The organism is Planktosalinus sp. (assembly GCF_059864935.1).
The window spans coordinates 1-1,592 of sequence record NZ_JCBCCK010000472.1 but is presented as its reverse complement, the minus strand read 5'-3'; the positions used below and the strand labels follow the sequence as shown (position 1 = coordinate 1,592).

At 36.7% G+C, this 1,592-nt stretch carries 1 protein-coding gene and 1 pseudogene; both read right to left on the bottom strand.

The window, feature by feature from the left end; translation table 11 throughout:
* Positions 1-992: T9SS ring complex lipoprotein PorK/GldK (gene porK, locus AC6F75_RS13885; RefSeq protein ID WP_500715684.1), on the bottom strand; the 992-nt coding region annotated here is incomplete at its 3' end.
* 108 nt (positions 993-1,100) lie between these two features.
* Positions 1,101-1,592: pseudogene (locus AC6F75_RS13880) on the bottom strand (arginase); the annotation flags it as partial.

Below are 1,592 nucleotides of genomic sequence, written 5' to 3'. Positions count from 1 at the left end.
AAAGTGTAAGGACCACCCCACGGATAGGTTCCTGATGCAAGACCACCTCTTGCAGCATACTCCCACTCACCTTCAAACGGTAATCTGAAAGATGGCACAAAATGCCTCCCTCTTTGTTTTTGATAGGAATTCTTATAAAGAGTTCTCCATGCAGCAAAAGCTTTTGCTTGTTTCCAACTCACCCCAACCACCGGGTAATCATCATAGGCCCTGTGCCAAAAATAGTCGTTGTGCATGGGCTCATTGTATGAATAATTGAAATCTCTAATCCATACTGTCGTATCGGGGTAAATTGGTAAATCTTCCCTGATAATATGTTTACTTCTTTTTTCCCTGGTGTCTGTAGTTCTGTCTCTTGCAGCGGCCTGAATGTCCATTGTGGTATACTGGAACTTTAGTTTGCTGACATCGAGGGTTCTTAATCCGTTATATGATTCTGAAAAAGGCAGATACATGGTATCCATAACTTCTGCATAGTATTCATCCGGATATCTAGATGTATCCCAAATTAAATCAATATCCTTATTTATTTTCCTGCCTTCATAAAAGTCTTCACCTAAGCCCCAGTAATTGTCATACATATACTGCTCATAAGGTGTCATTTCTTCTTGATTTTGGTCCATAAAAGCAAAATCACCTATACCACCGTCGCCCGGGGTTGCTCCCATTTCATCAGCAAGAATTGCCAATTTCAACCTGACTATTGAATCTCTAACCCAATAAACAAATTGGCGATACTCTGAGTTGGTGACTTCAGTTTCGTCCATATAAAAGGAACGCACAGTAACTGTTTTAGTAGGAGCGTCCATAACACCAACAAAGTCATCATCAGGCTTACCCATAATAAAAGAACCTCCTGGAACAAGAGTCATTCCATAAGGTTTTTCAGGATGCCATTTTTTTCCTTTAACTCCAACCAACTCACCTCTATCACCCGAGTTGCAGCTAAACAGAAAGGATACAATTGCAGCTAACGCTATAAACTTCTTCATATGTACTAGGTTAAATTTTTCAGATTTCAAGGGCGTAAACCTATTTATAAATTTTTTAATAAGCAACATTTTTTTTTAAAAAACCTCAAAATCAAATTTTATATATTTTTAAATTTCGTTTTTATGCCTTGCCTTATACCATCTTTCGGGTATTTCCTGATTACAGGCAGACTCATAATCGCTATAAGCGCAAGGTAATAACGTATGTCTTTTTAATTTATTATTTGTTCCAGAGATAAATGGCAATTCAATCCACCATCTTTCAGTTTTTAAACTTTTTTTAAAAATTAAAACTTCATCTTCAATCGGAACTTTATATGTTTTAAAATCTTCATCTCTTGAAAAGTCACCATCGTCAATCCTAAAATTCACACCTTCTATAAAATACCAAATAACTTGAGCCACAAGCATGGAGGCAGTGAGGCTTTTTTCAAGGTTATTTATTTCAAAAACGCCAAATGCACTGACTTTATTGCTAATTCCGGCATATCTTGATATGGCACAAACCTCTCTGCCGTTCAATCCATTTGGCGAATTGTTATCTATATAACTAAGTTCTGCGCTTTTTATTGCAGAAATATCCAAACTAATCAAATCTGC